Consider the following 16,628-nt stretch of genomic DNA (forward strand, 5'->3'; position numbering starts at 1 on the left):
ATGAACATCATCACAATGGATACAATTTATTACGTATTAGGTATAATCGTTGCCTTTATCGCTGTTCGTATTGCATTTGATCGTGAACATCCAAACCGATTTGGTTCTAGCTTATTTTGGGCGTTATTTGCAGTTACATTTTTATTCGGAAATGTAATCCCTTCGTTTTACGTTGGTTGTATTGTACTCGCTATGGTCGTGTTAGCTTCATTAAACAAAGTAACAAAATCAGAGGAGAAAGAAGTACCAGTACAAGAACGTGTGAAACATGCGGAGAAATTAAAAAATAAAATTTTTATGCCTGCACTATTAATTCCTATTTTTACAATTATCGGTACATTAACGTTAGGGAAAATCAAATGGGGAAATGTATCCCTAGTTGATCCAGATAAAGTAACATTAGTTGCATTAGCACTTGGTGCATTACTTGCATTCGTTGCGGCGATGCGTATTACAAAATCGAACATAACAACGCCTGTTCAAGAGGGAAGCAGACTATTACAAGCTGTCGGTTGGGCTGTCATTTTACCACAAATGTTAGCAGCACTTGGCGGTATTTTCGCGAAGTCTGGCGTTGGACAAGTCGTTTCTGATTTAGTTGGACAAGTATTACCGACAGAGTATCCGTTCGTTGCTGTTATGGCGTATTGTTTAGGAATGATGCTCTTTACAGTTGTAATGGGAAATGCATTCGCAGCGTTTGCCGTTATTACTGGCGGAATTGGCTTACCTTTAATTGTACAAATGCATGGAGGAAACCCGGCGATTATGGCAGCGCTTGGTATGTTTGCTGGATATTGCGGAACATTGCTTACTCCAATGGCAGCAAACTTTAATATCGTTCCGGCGATGCTTTTAGAGTTAAAAGATAAAAATGCAGTTATTAAAGCGCAAGTACCAATTGCTCTTTCAATCTTTATCATCAATATGTTTATTATGTACGGTCTTGTATATCGTTTCTAATTAGGAGGGAAAACTATGAAAACAGTATTACTAACAGGGTTCGACCCGTTCGGTGGAGAAAGCATCAATCCAGCTTGGGAAGTCGCAAAAAGTTTGCACGAAAAAACAATTGGAGAGTACAAGATTATTAGTAAACAAGTACCAACTGTATTTCATAAATCAATACAAGTATTAAAAGAATATATAGAAGAACTAAACCCGGAAATAATTATATGTATCGGACAAGCTGGGGGCAGACCAGATATTACGATAGAGCGTGTCGCAATTAACGTTGATGATGCAAGAATTGCTGACAATGAAGGGAATCAGCCCGTAGATGTACCAGTTGTAGAAGAAGGACCAGCTGCCTATTGGTCTACACTTCCGATGAAAGCAATTGTAAAAAAGCTACAAGAAGAAGGCATACCAGCTTCTGTGTCACAATCAGCAGGTACATTCGTTTGTAATCATTTATTCTACGGTCTCATGCATGAACTAGAGAAACAGGATAAGAAAATAAAAGGCGGATTTATTCATATTCCGTTTTTACCAGAGCAAGCGAGTAACTATCCAGGCCAACCGAGTATGTCACTTTCTACTATTGGTAAAGGGATAGAACTGGCGGTTGAGGTAACGACGACAGTTGAGATAGATATTGTGGAAGTTGGGGGGACTACGCATTAAATAACAGTAGATTAAAGAGGGCTGATGTGGCCCTCTTTTTGTGTTTGTATGAAGGTGTAAAAAAGGGAGGTTGTTGTAATAGGAGCAGTCGAACTGTACTTTTTCAGGTATTAAAAGAACAACATATTTCCCTCGAATTTCTATTAGTTCCAGCTTATTCTAAGGGAGTACCGCAATCCCAACAGGCGTATTATCAACTGTGATTAAATCAATGACTATATTCGTTAGGCCATCTATTACTGAAATGGTTCCATCTATCAAATTTGCAACATATACTCGATTTGTTAATGGATTTACCGCAACTCTAAGTGGTTGTTGCCCAACCTGAATTGTGACCAGCACAATGTTTTTATCCCCATCTATTACTGACACAGTATTATCATCAAAATTAGTAACATAAATTCGAGGCGAAAAAGGATGAGATAGATTAATGGCAATTTCTGCAGGTGTTTCACCAACTTTGATTTCAGAAATTACTTTATTTGTAAAACCATCCATAACTGACACTTGCCTAGCGAACCTATTTACAATATAAATCTGATTTTTAATAGTATCCACGGCTAAACTAGTTGGAGAATTAAGACCTACAATAACATCTATAACGCTATTAAGCTCTCCATCGATCACAAAAATATTATCATCATCGGGATTTGCGACATATATCCTATTCGTATTAGGATTAACAGCAATGCCAAAAGGTACTTTCCCAACTTGTATGGTAGCAATCACTTGATTTAAAAAACCGTCAATCACCGAAATAGTCTCTGCTGCAAAATTAGAAACGTATATTCTATTGGTAACAGTATTAACTGTAATCACGCGAGGAAGTGCAGTAGGAATTCCCCCAGTACCACTTGGAATCGCAGTGATAAGCGCGTTTGTTAGAGTGTCAATTACCGAAACGGTATCCCCGAAAAAATTTGCGACATATATGCGATTCGTAATGGGATTCACCGCAATTGCTATCGAGTCAGTTCCACTCAAGACTTTTGTAACAATTAGATTCGTATTGCCATCAATCACCGAAACCGTATTACTAGCGTTATTGGGAAGGAGAACCGTATTTGTAACATAAATGCTGTTTTTTGGAGGAGGAACCGAGCATTCTACCTTTGCATTTTTGGATATGGAAGCAGTACCTTCTTTAATTTTAGTTGAAGCAGTTATTGATATGACACTGGATTGAACCCCGGACTTTATCTCAACATCTGAGGAGAATTCTCCCTTGTTATTAGTTGTAGCAGAAGATATAGGGTTAATTAAAAGAGAGTCACTTTCGAACTCCACAGTAGCATCTGTAATAGGTTGTCCACCACAAGTTACTGTCCCAAATAATTGAATAGTGCAATTAAGAGCAGGTGAAACATCGAGTGTAATTTCTGGAGTACAGGGTGATGGGGGTGGAGAGTGTTTTTGAGGTGATTTAGGAGGTTGTTTCTTATGAGCAGGCAAACTTCAAAACTCCTTTCTGAAATTGGATTTATTATATTAAATGCAATAAACAATACCACTGATAGTGTGTTTGTACGAAATAAAAAAATAATAGAGTAGTGCTGCTAATCTTCGAAGGATAAAAATAATAATCTTTGAAACTTTAATTACGGCTAAAAAAGTTTTGGTGTAGATAATGTAACATAGTAAATAAATCGAATCGTACAACACCTCCTATAAACAACTGGTATAATAAGTATAGGAAAATACATAGAGGTGATTTTTGTGCAACAATTTGAAGAAGTACGTTCAATTTTAGAAAAAGCGAAGAAAATTACAGTGTTAACAGGCGCAGGTGCAAGTACGGAAAGCGGTATTCCAGATTTCCGTTCAGCAAATGGATTGTATGCTGATGCGAATGTGGAGATGTATTTATCAAGAGGATATTATAATAGAAATCCGAAAGAATTTTGGAAGCATTATAAAGAAATCTTCCAAATTAATACGTTTCATCAATATAAACCAAATCATGGGCATCGCTTTTTAGCTGAATTAGAAGAACAAGGGAAAGATATTACGATTTTAACGCAAAATATTGACGGTTTACATCAACTAGGCGGCAGTAAGCATGTCATTGATTTACATGGAACACTTCAAACAGCACATTGTCCGAAGTGTAAATCGGGATATGACCTGCAGTATATGATTGATCATGAAGTGCCTCGCTGCGAGAAGTGTAATTTCATTTTAAATCCAGACGTTGTTTTATACGGAGATACATTGCCGCAATATCAAAATGCGATAACACGTTTATATGAAACAGATGTACTTATCGTTATGGGAACGTCGTTAAAAGTACAACCTGTCGCTTCATTCCCACAAATCGCAAAGAGGGAAATAGGAGCAACGACCATTTTAGTAAATGAAGAGTTAACGGGGCAAGAATATAACTTTGATTTTGTTTTTCAAAATAAGATTGGTGAGTTTGTTGAAGAGTTATCGTCAGTTAAATAAATTATTATTTTTATGAAAAACTGAGGTGTATAGAGAACACCTCAGTTTTTTTGTTTGAATAACATTCATGTTATTCCTTAATAAGGGAATGGTAATAAATAGGTTATAAAATTAAAATACTGAAAATTAAATCTTTTATTTCTTTAGTAATTAATATAAAATTCTATATATATCATATAAATAAATTTGATACATAATGATTTTGCGTAGAAATGTTAATAGAATGAAGCGAGGGAGCGAAATGAGACAGAAAAAGGAGCAGAAGAAACAATCAAAAAAGAAAAAGACTCACATTCCATTTCGATTAAATGTACTATTTTTTATCGTCTTTCTTTTATTTTCAGCTATTATAATTCAATTAGGTAAAGTACAAATCATTGATGGAGAAACGTATAGAAATGAAGTAAACAAAAAGGAAGATGTAACGGTAAGCACTCCAGTTCCTAGAGGGAAAATGTTTGATCGGCAAGGTCAAGTGATTGTAAATAATAAACCACTACGAACCGTTACATATACGAAAATGAAAGGAGTAGATTCGAAAGAAGTTTTACAAGTAGCAAGAAATTTAGCTCAGCTTATTGAAATGTCGCCGGAAGATATAAATAAGTTGACAGAAACCGATAAAAAAGATTTTTGGATGCAGTTAAATGAAAAACGAGCAGCAGAAAAAGTAACGAAAGAAGATGAGAGTGCATTTAGGAAGCAAGAGATAGAGGGGAAAGAATTAGATAAAAAGGTTGAAGAGTTGCGCCGTGAAAGAATTACGCCAGAAGAATTAAACGAACTATCAAAAGAGGATCTAGAAGTACTAGCAATTAAAAGTAGGATGAATGCAGGATATAAAATGACGCCGCAAATTGTTAAAAAAGATGTAAGTCAAAATGAATATGCAATCGTAAGTGAAAGATTGGCAATTTTGCCAGGAGTGGATACGACAGTGGATTGGGAACGTGAATACCCAAATGATAAAATACTTCGTTCTATCCTTGGTAGCGTTTCTACTGAAAATGAGGGTTTGCCGAGAGAACAGTTAGATTATTATTTAGTGCGTGATTATAACCGAAATGATCGCATTGGTAAGAGTTATATCGAGAAACAGTACGAAGATGCATTACATGGAACGAAGGAACAGTCTAAAAATATTACGGATAAAGCGGGAAATATTATTCGGACAGAAAAAGTGACTGAAGGAAAAAGTGGAAATAATTTAATGTTAACAGTGGATATGGAGTTACAGAAAAAAGTAGAGGAAAGTCTTGAAAAGAATTTACGAGCATTTCACTCGGCAGAGCCAATGATGGATCGTGCGTTCGTTGTAATGATGAACCCGAAAAATGGGCAAATATTATCAATGGGTGGAAAGAAAATTGTAAATAAAGATGGCGGCATGCAAATAGAAGACTTTGCTTTAGGAACGATGACAAGTTCTTATGAGTTAGGGTCAACTGTGAAAGGGGCTACGTTATTAGCCGGATATCAAACGGAAACAATTAAGCCGTATACGCATTTCTTTGATGCACCAATGTATTTTAAAGGAAGTGCTAAGCCAAAGAAATCATGGAAAGACTTTGGTGACATTGATGATTTAAGAGCTTTACAAGTTTCATCGAATGTTTACATGTTTAACACTGCTTTAAAAATGGCAGGTATAAATTATGTGCCAAACAATCCGTTAGACATTAAAAAAGAGACATTTAATAAAATGCGTTACTACTTTAGACAGTTTGGCTTAGGTGTACCAACAGGTATTGACTTGCCGAATGAATCGATTGGTCAAATGGGTAGAACGGATGACATACCTGGTTTTTTACTTGATTATGCGATTGGACAGTATGATACATATACGCCGCTACAGCTTGCTCAATATATTTCAACAATTGCAAACGGCGGTTACCGAATGAAACCACAAATTGTACAAGAAGTGAGAGAGCAACCACATAAACCAGAGGATGTTGGAAAAGTTGTTCGGTCTATTGAACCAGTTATTTTAAATCGAGTGGATATGGACACTTCATATATTAATCATGTAAAAGAAGGATTTAGAAGAGTTTTTCAAGAAACTGACGGAACAGGTACTGCAACTTTTAAAGGATTACCGTATAAACCAGCTGGAAAAACAGGAACAGCTGAAACTGTATATGGTGGAGAAAGTGATATTGGAAGAGATGAAAACTATAACCGAAAAAAATGTTATAATTTAACTCTTGCCGGTTATGCACCATATGATGCAGATCCGGAAGTTGCTTTTTCAGTTGTTGTACCTTGGGTGAATGATGACAAATCAGGAATTAATTCCGCGATTGGTAAAGAGATTTTGGATGCGTATTTTGAATTGAAAGCGAAAAGAACGGGTGGAAATCCAGTCCCAGTAGAACAACAGAACAAGGACCAGTAAAAATAGTATCACTGCATGGAGACTTATTGTGCAGTGATCTATTTTTTGAGTTAAAAAGCGTTTAAATAAGGTGGGAATGGATATGAAGCAGGAGATGAAAAGAGGCTGGGGGAAATACATACTCTTCGTGTTTGTTTTGGTAGTAGCCTATCATTCTTTTACTTTATGTAAAGTGGAAGGGAAATCGATGCAACCGACTTTATATGAAGAAGACTATGTATTTGTAAATAAAGCAGCAGTACATTTTTCTAATTTAGAGCACGGAGAAATTGTCATTATAAAGGAAGAGGATGAGTCGAAATATTATGTAAAACGAGTAATAGGACTTCCTGGTGACGTAATTAACATAACGAATGGATCAGTATATGTGAATGATAAAAAGCAAGAAGAACCGTATACAAATAAAGATTTATTCAATAATACGCAAGTGTTTTACAACTTTCAAAAGACGAAAATCCCGCCAAATAAGTTATTTGTAATGGGAGATAATCGTGAACTTAGTAGAGATAGTCGAAATGGCTTAGGGTATATTGAAGAAGATAACATAATAGGCAAAGTGGAATTTGTATATTATCCGTTTTCAAAAATGAAGATTATAGAATAAGTGGGGTTTTGTATAACCCCACTTATTAAAGTTTCACTTTACCCCGCATTAACGGGCAGTAAGACCCCCACCTCAAAATTCAGCTGTACAAAGGAGTTAGGTGGGAGATCAACTGCCCGTAAAAGCCCGATTGGTTCAACTAATAATAAGTGGGGATGAACCTCCCACTTATTAAAGTTTCACTTTATCTTCTTTAAAAAACCTTTTGGATTAAATGATATGAAGAACTTATGTTTAGATTCATCGATTATGAAGTTGTTATTTTTAGCTAAAAACTCTTCTACAGCTTCCATCGGACCAGGGCCCCAATCAGGAGAGAGGGGATTTCCGTTAATACTTGTATCTTCTACAATCAAGTAACTGTCTTTTGTTACAATAGATTTATAAAGTAAAAGTTCTTTTGCGACATGTTCTTTACTATGATCGGAATCTAAAATAACTAAAATCACATCATCAGGTTTGCGCATACTTAAAATGGTTTGGACGGCCTGTACAGAAACAGAAGAAGCTGTTAAATACGTAATCCGATTATGTGATGGGCGATTTGGTTGTGGGAATATATCGATAGTAAGTACATGACCTTTTCCAATTAAATCTAATATAGAAGCTAAATACAGTGCGCTACCACCATAGAACGTTCCACATTCAATAATTAAATCGGGCTTTAATTCGTGAATGATCTCTTGGTACAAAAAAAGGTCAGAGGGAAGTTTGCAGATTGGAACCCCGAGCCAGTGTGTATCATGTAACCAAACGTTGCTGTCGTAATAAAGTTTTAGAAATTCATTGCTTATAGTATCGATGTTAATTCTCCTTTCTAAAAAGGATTCTTTCGCTTTACGTAAAGTGTTTACGTATGAAAGTTGTACTATATATTATGTAATAAGGAATTGTAAGGCGAGTGTTTTTACTTAAAAATAAGCTAAATAACTCATGTGTAAATGAAAGGGAATGGACATATGTATAAGTACACAATTTGCTTCATTAGAAAAGGAAATGAAATACTCTTATTAAATAGAAATAAAAAGCCGAATATGGGAATGTGGAATGGTGTTGGTGGAAAAATAGAAGAGAATGAGACGCCATACGAAGGGATTATTAGAGAAACGCTTGAGGAAACGGGAATAGAGCTTCCAAGTGTAACGTATAAGGGGAATGTTATTTTTAAAGATAAAGACGAGTCTTGGGATGGTGAGGGAATGTATGTATTCCTTGCTGATTTACCAGATGGAGTACAAATGAATACACCATTAAGTACGGCGGAAGGATTATTAGAATGGAAAGAAATTGATTGGATATTGAATCATGATAATAGAGGTGTAGTTAGTAATTTACAAAAATACTTACCGATAATATTAAAAGAAGAAAATAAGTTAGAGCATATATTCACATATGATAATCGGAATATTATTAACTACACAACTGCATATTTGTCAGAAGATGATGCGAACAAACGGTATGAAAAACAACTTATTTCTCAATAGAAAAATATGAAAACATTCAATCTTATATTCTAGTAGATAATACTTTTATAGAGCAATTAGCATTTTTATGTTGATTGCTTTCATTATATATGAGAGGTGATGATATGTTTCAGAAATATATTTCATTAGGCATCATCGTCATATGTACGGTGTACCTTTTTGTAGCGTGTTCTAAAAGTGATAAAGAACTGAAAGACATTCAAAAAGCAGATTATCTTGTTTCCTATTCAAATGCAATGAAAGATGGTGGTTACATATATGCATATGATAAGAAAGGAAATGAGCTTAGTAAGATAGATGTAGATGGCCAAAGTATGATGAGTAATGCAGAAGATGAAAGAGGGTACTACTTCTCATCAAATAGAAATAACAATCATTATGCAATTGATAAGACAGTAAAGGTACAAGGGATAAATAGACCTAAAGAATTACAAAAGGTAAACGCAGGGGCATACTTCATTCATGCAGAGCAAGGGTATGTTTATTATGATGTGAATATAGGATCGGTAGATGAAAAGAAGGGTTATACAAGTGAACTTGTATATTGGAAAAATAACGACAATAGTCAAGAGAGTGTAGAACTAAAGGGAACGATTCAAGGAGCGCATATTATTGAGAATCACATATTATTTTTGGAGAGTTCAGATGCTAAAAAATAGTTTGTCTCTTGCCTTATGGTGAATTTATCCAACAATATATATAAGTAGTACGTATTATGCTACAATTTACTATAGGTGAGGAAGGAAGGTGTCTTATGAAAATATCCGTTTATGTTGCAAGTGCATTTAGCAAGGATTATAAAGGTGGAAATAAAGCAGGAGTGGTATTTATGGAGAACACATTGACCACTACTCAAAAAATGGCAATCGCCAAACAACTCGGCTATGCGGAAACCGCATTTATATCAGAATCTGAAATTGCTGATTATAAAATTGAGTATTTTACACCAAAAGAGGAAGTTGATCTATGTGGTCATGCCACAATTGGCTCTTTCGCGATACTGATGCATGTAAATAAACTTTTCAAGAATCGCTATACGATTGAAACGAACAGCGGTGTTCTTACTATTACCATAAAAGATGACATCATATTCATGGAACAAAACGAACCGATATTCTATGATGTTATATCTCCAAATGAGTTCATCGACTGCTTTGACATTAAAGATATAGACAATACATACCCAATTCAAATTGTCTCCACGGGCTTAAAAGATATTTTAATTCCTATAAAAAGCGAAACACAATTACATACAATGCAACCTAATTTTGAAAAAATTAAAGAAATCAGTAAGAATTATAATGTTGTCGGGATGCATCTATATACTTTTAATGACAATCGAATAATATGTAGAAACTTTGCTCCACTATACGACATCAATGAAGAAGCAGCGACTGGAACTTCAAATGGTGCATTAGCTTGCTACCTTTATGAACAGCGCTACTTACAAAAAGAAGTCTATGTATTTGAACAAGGTTATTCTTTACACTCGCCTTCCGAAATATTAGTTAAATTAGCAACCGATAGCGAGAATAAAATAGAAAAAGTTTATGTTGGTGGCAAAGGCTATTACTGTGAAACGAAGTGTTTAAATATAGAAAATATTGAGTGAAAATAAAAAAAGAGATGGTAGATCCATCTCTTTTTCATATGCTCCATGATTAACTGCGAATTGCCTTAATCATAAAACGATGTTGCTTCACATCAAAATAACCTTTTTGTAAGATGATTTCATGTATACGATATAATTCCTCATAGTAACCTTCGACAGTGAAATCAGGAATTTGCCACGGAATCGCTTTTAAATAATAAACGATAGCGCCAATGTCATAAAAGCGTTGAAAAGGGAATTCTTCTTTTTCTTCTAAAATAGTAAATCCATTTTGCTTTAACTCAATGCATGCTGCTTCGAGCGACCAACTTGCAAATTCGCTATTTAGCGGTGCGTTAAACTGCTCATTAAGTTCCGCACAATCAAGGCCGCCAACTTGTTGGGTAAGAAATGTTCCATTTGTAGAAAGTATTCTTTTTACTTCAGAAGCAGCATATGATTCATGTTGATTTATGATTAAATCAAACTGACCATCTTGAAATGGTAAAGCAGTATCATCCGTTACCTCTATAACTGTAACCCCTAAAGGTTCTAATTTCTTTCGAGCGATTGGCACGTTTGGAGCATAGCCCTCAGTAGCATAAATAGTTGACGGGAACGGTTGCAACATTGATAAAAACTCTCCGCCGCCAGTACCCATATCGAGCATTGATTCTGCATGCTGCATAAGCTGGAAAGTAGTGCTGCCGTACGACCACGATAAAGGCTGGCTCTTCATTCGACCCGTTTCTGAAATGAATGAGAAATCCCAACCGCTAAAATTTGTATTAGCATTTTCTAATAAAGTTAAAAATAATGGATCACGTTTCATAATTGTATCCTCCTATTTTGTAAGTAAAAGATATGATGAGAAAAGAAAAAAGGAGGACCTCTTATTAAAGTGGAACGGTTTTACGTTTCATGTTCGAATAGATTCATATAAATTCGCTCCTTGTGAGAATGATAATTTATATATTCGGGATAACCGAGTGGAATTCCTTTGAAGTTATTAGGGAAGGTAGTTGTTTAATGGCAAACTGGATGGAGTTTACAGACAAAGAGGATGGTCAAATTTTGGACCAGATATATTGTGAACTTAAGTTTTCACCAAGTGTTTCTATATTCCCATCATTTAAGGTGCCAAGTCCTTTTGTAACATATGATATTTCTCAATACTTTGGAGAGTTGGTAGATTTAAAAGTATTCGATGATTTGGAAAGTAAAGCGATACAAGCTTTCAAAGAGAAAACAGTATCGAATGAATATATCAAGGCACTGGATTGGCAACATGAGTGTTATTGGGTGAATCCACATTTAGAGTTTGAAAGAAATGAATTTGATGAGTGGATTATACCCGTATTTCCGAATGGAGATTACTATTTCTTTATTCAGAAAGACTTTAAGTGGGGCTATTTAGGTAACTCTTGGGAGAAGAGTATAACGATATTTGGAAAAGAATTTATGGAAAGCTTTGAACGAAATAAGCCGGAAATGTTTCAAAATATTTTAAGGCGAGGGTAAAATTTGAAAGAGAAAAACGCTTATACTTCATTCTTGAAGCATAAGCGTTTTTGTTTAGAATACTCAAAAACAAAAATCTTTTGGCAAATTATCATTTTTCATCACCGTTCTTAATCCATGTTTTATAATCCAAGGGTTAACAGGATGCTGTTTATCACGTAACTGCTGCAACCATTGAAAAACGAGTTCTTTATCTTCTTTCGTAATATCGTTAATATGATTGGCTACTGATTTTTGGACATATTTAGAAGGATCATTCATTAATGGTTCAAGAAGCTGTAAATTATTCTTAAAGTCACCTTTCAGAGCTCCCATTTTTTTAGCCCAAGGAAGTCTTGGTCTTGTACCTTCGGAAACTAATCTCCTAATGTGGCTGTTTTCGTCATGGATCCACTGTTGTAATATGTCTAGTGTGTTTTCATGATATGTTTCAAGAAAAGGACGAATAGCATATTCAGCAGTATTCCTTTTTGTTATTTCATACATGGCGTTAAATGAGGATTCAAAATCGTTAAGCCCATATTTTTCAACGTATTTTGCAATAGGCATATATATATAGCCGTTTGTAAATGTACCTACTTCTGTTGTGTTTTCTGGTCCCAATGTTTTCAGTAAAATATGTATTGCTTCATTAAAATCTTTTTGTAATGCAGTATGTAATTCATCTGCTATTACTTCTATACGCTGCTTTAACTCTAAATTTTCAACTTTACATGTTACAGAATCTACAAATATGCTTTTAGAGAAAGTAGGATCGTGTTTACAAATAGAATCAGCCATTTTTTCAGCTAATTCTTCATTAAATAAAAATTTTAACGGAACATATTTACCCATTTTTTCACCTCATTGATCAGCTAAAACAATTTTTATTTTTTTATCGACAACCCATAAACTAAAGTCTCACTTGGAGTCGTAATACTAAAACCTGTCGTCTTATAATCAAGTTTCACCGTATCACCAGTGTAGTCTTTCGTAAATGAATCCATTTGCACAGTAAAATCAGCATCTTCATATACAATGTCATCTGCATTATATGTATCCCAAATTAAATCCACATCAACGAAAATACTACAAGAGTTTGTCATTGTCCCTCTAATGCGAATGATCTTTTTGTCTTTGCGTTCTAATCTAAGTATAGCTGCTTTTGCTTCATCAGTAATGCGAATGTTCATCGTATCCCAACCTTTATGTATATTTTCTTTATTATTGCAAAAACAGGAGCAATAGGGAAGGGAGAAGCATCGGAATAAAAAAACGAGCAAACAAATTTGTTTGCTCGTTTCACTTTATTTCAATTCACATTTATCAAGAGGAATCACTTTCGTTTTCTTCGTAAATTTATATCCTAACCATAATACTAAGAAGAGTGGTAAACCGATGTAAGAAACGAGTACACCGTTCCAATCGATTGCTTCGCCCATAAATGCGCCGTAGTTTTGACCTAAAATTACGATGACACAAAGTGCAAATGCGAAAATTGGACCGAATGGGAACCATTTTGCTCTATATGGTAAGTCTTTTAAATCTTTTCCTTGTGCGATATATGCTTTACGGAAACGGTAATGACTAATTGCGATTCCGACCCATGCGATAAAGCCAGACATTCCAGATGCGTTTAATAACCAAATGTATACAACACCGTCACCGAATAAGGAAGCAATGAAAGCGATACTACCAACAATTGACGTTACGATTAATGCGTTAACAGGTACACCGCGGCTATCTAATTTACCAAGAAACTTTGGTGCTTTTCCTTGGCGAGCTAAATCCCAAAGCATACGAGTTGATGCATACATACCAGAGTTACCAGCAGATAGTACTGCCGTTAAAATAACAGCGTTCATAACAGAAGCAGCAAAGGCAACGCCCGCTTTTTCAAAAATAAGTGTAAATGGACTTACTGTTACATCACTTGCAGCAAGGCTTTCAGTTGTATAAGGAATTAATAAACCGATAACGAGAATCGCAAGGATATAGAATAAAAGAATACGCCAAAAGATAGAACGAATCGCTTTCGGAATATTACGCTCTGGATCAGACGTTTCACCAGCAGCAATCCCTAACAATTCAGTACCTTGGAAGGAGAAACCTGCTGCCATAAATACACCGATTATTGCCATGATGCCGCCGTTAAATGGAGCATCTGCAACAGTGAAGTTTTTGAAGCCAACAGTTTCGCCGCCCATAATTCCAAAAATCATCATGAAGCCGACAATTAAAAAGATAATAATAGTAACTACTTTAATAAGTGCGAACCAATATTCAGATTCACCAAACCCTTTAACAGATAAGTAGTTTAAAAGGAAAATAATAGCTAAACATAATCCACTCCAAATAAGAGAAGGGGTATCTGGGAACCAAAATTTCATAATTAATGTTACAGCCGCTAGTTCAGCAGCGATTGTAATGGCCCAGTTATACCAATAGTTCCATCCAAGTGCAAAGCCAAATGATGGATCAACAAATTTCGTTGCGTACGTGCTAAAAGAACCGGTAACAGGCATGTAAGCTGCGAGTTCAGCTAAGCTTGTCATTAAGAAATAAACCATAATCCCAATTGCGGCGTATGCAATTAATGCGCCACCAGGTCCAGCTGAATGGATGACACCACCGCTGGCAAGAAATAGTCCGGTACCAATTGTACCACCGAGAGAAATCATCGTAAGGTGCCTTGATTTTAAACTACGTTTTAATTCACCTTTTCCTTTTGTAGTTTGTGTTTCAGAGGTAGTTTGATTCGTTGCGCTATTCATGTTCAACACTCCTTTTCTTGTAAGATAGGAAGGAGCGGGGGAGAAAAATGCAAAAAACCGCCAAAGGAATTTGGCGGAACGTTTCACAAATAACCACCCCATCATACCCTTCCGTTAAGATAGCACCCCACGTTTACACGGTAATTTTGTAAACGTGACAGTTCTGTTCCTTTCGGAGACAGCCCCAGCTCATATTTCCAGAGAAGAAATATAAACTTCGGCAACTTTTCCTTTCAAACGGAGTCGGTGACATTCTCTGCGTCTCGTCCGTCTTACTATTAAAAGTCGCAACCTCTACCTCATCGGATTGATGAGGATTTGATATATTGCTAAGATTTTTAATATATGGCAATTGTAATGAGTTTCTGAATATATTGCAAGATATTTTGTTAGGAAAAGTCAAAAATTATCGGTTATTGTTTAGGAAACGCTTGCAAAACTCCACCCGAACCTACTGTTATGTAACAAAAAATAAAGAAAGAAATTGTTATACAAATGTTTCGCAAAAAATATTGAAAAACCCTTTAAAAATAAAAGAAAATTCTGAAAATATAATTCGACATTCATAATAAGGTCATATTTTTTGATATAATTAGAGTAACGTTTAATCAAAAAAGGGGAAATTAACATGAAATTAGAAACAGAAAGGCTCTATATAGTGCCATGTACAGAAGAGAGTATGCAAGTTGCTAACGAGCAAGGATATAATAGTGGTCCACATATTGTAGGGCATGTAGAAACTGTAAAACAAGATGCGGCTTTATTACTTTGGGGAGCATGGTATGTCATTCGAAAAGAAGATGACATCGTTCTAGGTGATATAGGGTTTAAAGGGAAACCAAATGAGGAACATACAGTAGAAATTGGTTACGGATTTATTGAGAAATATTGGAATAAAGGATATGCGACAGAAGCTGTAAGTGAACTAATAAATTGGGCTTTTCAAACAGGAGAGGTAGAAATGATTATCGCGGAGACACTTCTTGAAAATGAAAGCTCGATTCGTGTATTAGAGAAATTACATATGAAGAGAATTAGCACTACAGAAACGATGATTAATTGGAAAGTAGAAAAATAAAAAATACCGCTCGAAGTATATCGGGCGGTATTTTTATCGTTATGGTAGCATTTGTTTTTGATCATTCGGATATCCGGCTGTCGGTGCGTTAGAACGCTTGGAATGATTACGAACAGCAATGAAAATAGAAATAATAACGACAAGACCAACTGCAACGTAAGAAAGTGAAATAATAGTTGGATCCACTTTAAATGTAGTAAGCAGTGTACGAATGTTTGTAAAGATTATAAGGCCACCAACTAATACGCCGAGTAAATGAGAAGGAACGATGCGCACTAACCATGCAGCAATTGGTGCCGCAACGATACCACCGAGCATGAGAGAAAATACCCAAACCCAACTTACTTGTTCCCAGCCAAGTGAAATGAAAAAGCCGATTGTGGCAGCGAGTGAAACAGGAAACTCGCTCGTATCTACAGATCCGATAACTTTTCTAGCTTCATTTCCTCTTGCCAAAAGCACAGGTGTCGTAATCGGACCCCAGCCACCACCACCAGTTGAATCAACAAATCCAGCGAACAAACCAAGCGGAACAAGTTGTTTTGCAGACATACGTTTTTTTGAAGTGACAATTTGTTTTTGAATGAGGAATCGTAATAAAATATAAACCCCTAAAGTAAATAAAAATACGGAAATGTACGGTTTAATTACATCACCAGGTAAATTGCTTAAAAAACATGCCCCAATAAATGCGCCAATTGCTCCTGGTAATGTAAGCCTGGAAACGGTATATTTATCAACATTTCCAAATTTGATGTGAGATGCACCAGAAGCGGCGGTTGTAACGACTTCAGCTAAGTGAACAGATGCGGAAGCTACAGCCGGTGCGATACCAAACATTAATAATAGTGAGGTAGATGTTACCCCGTACGCCATTCCAAGCGCACCATCAATCAATTGAGCGAAAAATCCAATAATAGCAAAGACAATTAATTTTTGCATAAATAATCCCCCTGTAATAATAAATGAAAAAGGCACTTTTCCCGTATGAGAAAAGTGCCTTTGGTTTTTCCAATCAGCAATAATTAAATTTGTTTCATTATAATACATATTAATCGTATAAATCAACTAGGTTTTAAAGTTTTTTGAATTGAATGAAAGAAAAATAAAATATACAATAAAAGGATGGAG

At 35.5% G+C, this 16,628-nt stretch carries 16 protein-coding genes, 1 pseudogene and 1 riboswitch; of the genes and pseudogenes, 10 read left to right on the plus strand and 7 right to left on the minus strand.

What is annotated here, in order from left to right:
* Both ACXVYO_RS11165 and pcp read left to right on the plus strand, forming a co-directional pair.
* On the plus strand, positions 1 to 963 hold the full coding sequence (locus ACXVYO_RS11165) for a DUF979 domain-containing protein (RefSeq protein ID WP_458467034.1): 963 nt from the start codon (positions 1 to 3) through the stop codon (positions 961 to 963).
* Positions 964 to 978: 15 nt separating this feature from the next.
* Positions 979 to 1,626: a pyroglutamyl-peptidase I gene (pcp, locus tag ACXVYO_RS11170; RefSeq protein WP_458467035.1), complete on the plus strand. Its 648-nt coding sequence runs from the start codon at positions 979 to 981 to the stop codon at positions 1,624 to 1,626.
* Positions 1,627 to 1,785: 159 nt separating this feature from the next.
* Here pcp and ACXVYO_RS11175 read toward each other — a convergent pair whose 3' ends face one another.
* Positions 1,786 to 3,078 carry a hypothetical protein gene (locus tag ACXVYO_RS11175; protein ID WP_458467036.1) on the minus strand — a complete coding sequence of 431 codons (1,293 nt, stop codon included), beginning with the start codon at positions 3,076 to 3,078 and terminating at the stop codon, positions 1,786 to 1,788.
* Between the two features lie 255 nt (positions 3,079 to 3,333).
* Here ACXVYO_RS11175 and ACXVYO_RS11180 point away from each other — a divergent pair, with 255 nt between their 5' ends.
* The 3 genes from ACXVYO_RS11180 to lepB all read left to right on the plus strand — a co-directional run bounded on the left by ACXVYO_RS11180 (position 3,334) and on the right by lepB (position 7,070).
* The gene (locus ACXVYO_RS11180) at positions 3,334 to 4,071 is read left to right on the plus strand and encodes an NAD-dependent protein deacylase (RefSeq protein WP_458467037.1); all 738 of its coding nucleotides are present in this window, start codon (positions 3,334 to 3,336) and stop codon (positions 4,069 to 4,071) included.
* Positions 4,072 to 4,312: 241 nt separating this feature from the next.
* Positions 4,313 to 6,466 carry a peptidoglycan D,D-transpeptidase FtsI family protein gene (locus ACXVYO_RS11185; protein ID WP_458467038.1) on the plus strand — a complete coding sequence of 718 codons (2,154 nt, stop codon included), beginning with the start codon at positions 4,313 to 4,315 and terminating at the stop codon, positions 6,464 to 6,466.
* Positions 6,467 to 6,548: 82 nt separating this feature from the next.
* A complete protein-coding gene (lepB, locus tag ACXVYO_RS11190; RefSeq protein WP_098274003.1) occupies positions 6,549 to 7,070 on the plus strand; it encodes a signal peptidase I in 522 nt (173 codons plus the stop codon).
* A gap of 179 nt (positions 7,071 to 7,249) precedes the next feature.
* Here lepB and ACXVYO_RS11195 read toward each other — a convergent pair whose 3' ends face one another.
* On the minus strand, positions 7,250 to 7,873 hold the full coding sequence (locus tag ACXVYO_RS11195) for a cephalosporin hydroxylase family protein (RefSeq protein ID WP_458467781.1): 624 nt from the start codon (positions 7,871 to 7,873) through the stop codon (positions 7,250 to 7,252).
* Positions 7,874 to 8,011: 138 nt separating this feature from the next.
* On the opposite strand from ACXVYO_RS11195, the gene ACXVYO_RS11200 reads away from it, so the two are divergent.
* From ACXVYO_RS11200 to ACXVYO_RS11210, 3 genes and pseudogenes are all read left to right on the plus strand, one after another.
* Positions 8,012 to 8,554 (plus strand): NUDIX hydrolase, encoded by a 543-nt coding sequence (locus ACXVYO_RS11200; RefSeq protein WP_458467039.1) that lies wholly within the window; start codon positions 8,012 to 8,014, stop codon positions 8,552 to 8,554.
* A gap of 104 nt (positions 8,555 to 8,658) precedes the next feature.
* Positions 8,659 to 9,180 (plus strand): annotated as a pseudogene (locus ACXVYO_RS11205) (hypothetical protein); the annotation flags it as partial.
* Between the two features lie 128 nt (positions 9,181 to 9,308).
* Complete coding sequence (locus ACXVYO_RS11210) at positions 9,309 to 10,166, plus strand: PhzF family phenazine biosynthesis protein (RefSeq protein WP_458467040.1); 858 nt, start codon at positions 9,309 to 9,311, stop codon at positions 10,164 to 10,166.
* A 49-nt stretch (positions 10,167 to 10,215) separates the two neighbouring features.
* Here the strand turns inward: ACXVYO_RS11210 and ACXVYO_RS11215 are convergent, their stop codons facing one another.
* Entirely contained in the window at positions 10,216 to 10,977 is a 762-nt protein-coding gene (locus tag ACXVYO_RS11215) for a class I SAM-dependent methyltransferase (RefSeq protein ID WP_458467041.1), read from the minus strand.
* 197 nt (positions 10,978 to 11,174) lie between these two features.
* Here ACXVYO_RS11215 and ACXVYO_RS11220 point away from each other — a divergent pair, with 197 nt between their 5' ends.
* Positions 11,175 to 11,666, plus strand: coding sequence for a DUF2716 domain-containing protein (locus tag ACXVYO_RS11220; protein WP_458467042.1), 492 nt, complete (start codon positions 11,175 to 11,177; stop codon positions 11,664 to 11,666).
* Between the two features lie 63 nt (positions 11,667 to 11,729).
* Here ACXVYO_RS11220 and ACXVYO_RS11225 read toward each other — a convergent pair whose 3' ends face one another.
* From ACXVYO_RS11225 to ACXVYO_RS11235, 3 genes are all read right to left on the minus strand, one after another.
* Complete coding sequence (locus tag ACXVYO_RS11225) at positions 11,730 to 12,500, minus strand: DNA alkylation repair protein (protein ID WP_458467043.1); 771 nt, start codon at positions 12,498 to 12,500, stop codon at positions 11,730 to 11,732.
* 32 nt (positions 12,501 to 12,532) lie between these two features.
* Entirely contained in the window at positions 12,533 to 12,838 is a 306-nt protein-coding gene (locus tag ACXVYO_RS11230) for an iron-sulfur cluster biosynthesis family protein (RefSeq protein ID WP_458467044.1), read from the minus strand.
* 114 nt (positions 12,839 to 12,952) lie between these two features.
* Positions 12,953 to 14,419, minus strand: coding sequence for an amino acid permease (locus tag ACXVYO_RS11235; protein WP_458467045.1), 1,467 nt, complete (start codon positions 14,417 to 14,419; stop codon positions 12,953 to 12,955).
* A gap of 112 nt (positions 14,420 to 14,531) precedes the next feature.
* A riboswitch (Lysine riboswitch) is annotated at positions 14,532 to 14,724 on the minus strand.
* A 323-nt stretch (positions 14,725 to 15,047) separates the two neighbouring features.
* Here ACXVYO_RS11235 and ACXVYO_RS11240 point away from each other — a divergent pair.
* On the plus strand, positions 15,048 to 15,497 hold the full coding sequence (locus ACXVYO_RS11240; protein WP_458467046.1) for a GNAT family N-acetyltransferase: 450 nt from the start codon (positions 15,048 to 15,050) through the stop codon (positions 15,495 to 15,497).
* Between the two features lie 39 nt (positions 15,498 to 15,536).
* Here ACXVYO_RS11240 and ACXVYO_RS11245 read toward each other — a convergent pair whose 3' ends face one another.
* Positions 15,537 to 16,547, minus strand: a complete 1,011-nt coding sequence (locus ACXVYO_RS11245) for a sulfite exporter TauE/SafE family protein (RefSeq protein WP_458467047.1) — start codon at positions 16,545 to 16,547, stop codon at positions 15,537 to 15,539.
* Between the last annotated feature and the right edge of the window lie 81 nt (positions 16,548 to 16,628).

It is taken from the genome of Bacillus sp. BC08 (assembly GCF_054326875.1).

What these genes read in the sequence shown, in the direction of transcription:
- ACXVYO_RS11185 (WP_458467038.1), top strand. Translation starts at nt 4,313, where the DNA reads ATGAGACAGAAAAAGGAGCAGAAGAAACAATCAAAAAAGAAAAAGACT.
- ACXVYO_RS11210 (WP_458467040.1), top strand. Translation starts at nt 9,309, where the DNA reads ATGAAAATATCCGTTTATGTTGCAAGTGCATTTAGCAAGGATTATAAA.
- ACXVYO_RS11230 (WP_458467044.1), bottom strand. Translation starts at nt 12,838, where the DNA reads ATGAACATTCGCATTACTGATGAAGCAAAAGCAGCTATACTTAGATTA.
- ACXVYO_RS11165 (WP_458467034.1), top strand. Translation starts at nt 1, where the DNA reads ATGAACATCATCACAATGGATACAATTTATTACGTATTAGGTATAATC.
- ACXVYO_RS11225 (WP_458467043.1), bottom strand. Translation starts at nt 12,500, where the DNA reads ATGGGTAAATATGTTCCGTTAAAATTTTTATTTAATGAAGAATTAGCT.
- ACXVYO_RS11220 (WP_458467042.1), top strand. Translation starts at nt 11,175, where the DNA reads ATGGCAAACTGGATGGAGTTTACAGACAAAGAGGATGGTCAAATTTTG.
- ACXVYO_RS11235 (WP_458467045.1), bottom strand. Translation starts at nt 14,419, where the DNA reads ATGAATAGCGCAACGAATCAAACTACCTCTGAAACACAAACTACAAAA.
- ACXVYO_RS11245 (WP_458467047.1), bottom strand. Translation starts at nt 16,547, where the DNA reads ATGTATTATAATGAAACAAATTTAATTATTGCTGATTGGAAAAACCAA.
- ACXVYO_RS11240 (WP_458467046.1), top strand. Translation starts at nt 15,048, where the DNA reads ATGAAATTAGAAACAGAAAGGCTCTATATAGTGCCATGTACAGAAGAG.
- pcp (WP_458467035.1), top strand. Translation starts at nt 979, where the DNA reads ATGAAAACAGTATTACTAACAGGGTTCGACCCGTTCGGTGGAGAAAGC.
- ACXVYO_RS11215 (WP_458467041.1), bottom strand. Translation starts at nt 10,977, where the DNA reads ATGAAACGTGATCCATTATTTTTAACTTTATTAGAAAATGCTAATACA.
- ACXVYO_RS11200 (WP_458467039.1), top strand. Translation starts at nt 8,012, where the DNA reads ATGAAAGGGAATGGACATATGTATAAGTACACAATTTGCTTCATTAGA.
- lepB (WP_098274003.1), top strand. Translation starts at nt 6,549, where the DNA reads ATGAAGCAGGAGATGAAAAGAGGCTGGGGGAAATACATACTCTTCGTG.